This window comes from Polaromonas sp. 39-63-25, from assembly GCF_002278925.1.
In the GTDB taxonomy this organism is placed as follows: domain Bacteria; phylum Pseudomonadota; class Gammaproteobacteria; order Burkholderiales; family Burkholderiaceae_C; genus Polaromonas.
On the sequence record NZ_NCJH01000047.1, the window covers coordinates 1 to 1,876 of the forward strand.

The 1,876-nt window shown below is 61.8% G+C and carries 3 protein-coding genes; all 3 read left to right on the forward strand.

Annotated elements, in window-relative coordinates; translation table 11 throughout:
• Positions 1-337 (forward strand): toprim domain-containing protein (locus tag B7X65_RS23790; RefSeq protein ID WP_293596703.1); only part of this gene is annotated, 337 nt, incomplete at its 5' end.
• An 83-nt stretch (positions 338-420) separates the two neighbouring features.
• A complete protein-coding gene (locus tag B7X65_RS23795; RefSeq protein WP_293596704.1) occupies positions 421-834 on the forward strand; it encodes an MAPEG family protein in 414 nt (137 codons plus the stop codon).
• Positions 835-1,020: 186 nt separating this feature from the next.
• The coding region (locus B7X65_RS23800) for an ABC transporter substrate-binding protein (protein ID WP_293596705.1) at positions 1,021-1,876 on the forward strand (856 nt) is incomplete at its 3' end.

Sequence of the window (1,876 nt, forward strand, 5' to 3'; positions counted from 1 at the left end):
GCTGGCCTACAAGGGCCTTTACTTTGTTTTGATGGGCAAGTTGAGTCCCCTCGATGGCATCGGCCCCAACGACATCGGCCTGCAAAAACTGTTTGACCGTGTCGTGCCCAGGGATGCGGCCGGCGAGCTTGCAGAGCCCGGTGTGCGAGAAGTCCAGGAAGTCATTCTGGCGACCAATTTCACCGCAGAAGGTGAGGCCACCGCCCACGTCATCGCCCAGGCCCTGAAAAGCCGCGGTATGCAGGTCACGCGACTGGCGCGCGGTGTGCCGGTGGGCAGTGAACTCGAATATGTTGACCTCGGCACGATAGCGCATGCGCTGGTGGATCGCCGCTAAGGCGAAGGCCAGAAAAATGGCCAGTGTCGCTGGCCCACACAACCACCAACCAACCACTCACTCACCCAAGAAAGTACCCAGCCATGACGTTTGCCCGCTTCACCGTCGCTTACTGGTGCGTCCTGGCGGCAGCCCTGTTGCCCATCGTCTGCGCCGGTATCGCCAAGTACGGCATGTTTGCCACCCCGCCCGGCAAGGGTGGCTACGACAACAACAATCCGCGCGGCTGGCTGGCCCGGCAAACCGACTGGCGCGGCCGGGCCAATGCGGCGCAGGCCAATACCTTCGAAGCCCTGCCTTTTTTCTTTGCCGCAGTCATCATTGCGCACAGCCTGCAGGCGGGGCAGACCCGGCTTGACATCCTGGCGCTGATGTTCGTCATGCTGCGCATCGCCTACATCATTATGTATGTGGCGGATCTGGCCAAGGCGCGGTCGGCCATCTGGGCGCTCGCCATGCTGGTCAACGTTGCCATCCTTTTTGCGGGATACCGCTGACGGTGCCTTGCGGCTGCGCGGCGCCGCACGGTCGATGCCGCACCCCATCGCGTGCAGGCGGCGGTAACGATCCGTAACGCGTTGGCGGTTCGTGCGAACGTTCAGTGATTACCCGCACGGGATGTTCCCGATGCCCGTTTGTAGGGGCTCCCTTAACCTTGTTAAAAATCAAGACGAGGGAGTCTCATGCCTTATCTACCACCCGTTTCCCGGCGCGCCTTCGCGAGTGCTGGCGCGCTCTTCGTGGCCAGTCTAGCTGCGCCAGCGCTTCGTGCGCAACCCAAACTGGAGAAGACCCGGGTGGCGCTCGCGGTTGGCGGACGGGCCGCGCTTTACTACCTGCCGCTGACCATTTCAGACCAGCTTGGCTACTTCAGAGCAGAAGGGCTTGAGATCGAGATCAGCGATTTCGCGGGCGGTGCGCGGGCGCTGCAGGCGGTGGTGGGCGGTTCGGCCGACGTGTGCTCGGGTGCCTTCGAGCACACCATCAACCTGCAGTCGAAAAATCAGATGTTCCAGGCATTTGTGCTGCAGGGCAGGGCGCCGCAAATCGCTTTTGGCGTGTCCACCAAAAGCATGCCCAACTACAAAAGCGTTGCCGATCTGCGGGGCAAGAAAATAGGCGTCACGGCACCGGGCTCGTCCACCAACATGGTGGCCAATCTGGTGCTGTCGCGGGGCGGTCTGAAAGCCGGCGATGTGAGCTTTATTGGCGTCGGGACGGCGGCTGGCGCATTGAGTGCGCTGCGCTCCGGCCAGATCGATGCCATCAGCAATATCGACCCTGTCATGACGATGCTGGAACAAAAAGGCGATGTCAAGATCATCAGCGACACCCGCACCCTCAAAGGTACGCTGGAAGTGTTCGGCGGCGCCATGCCTGCGGGCTGTCTGTACGCGCCCACCGATTTCATCCAGAAAAATCCCAACACCTGCCAGGCCATGACCCATGCGATCGTGCGAGGCCTCAAATGGCTGCAGACGGCCGGTCCCGGGGACATCCTCAAGACCGTTCCCGAGAGCTACCTGCTCGGTGATCGGG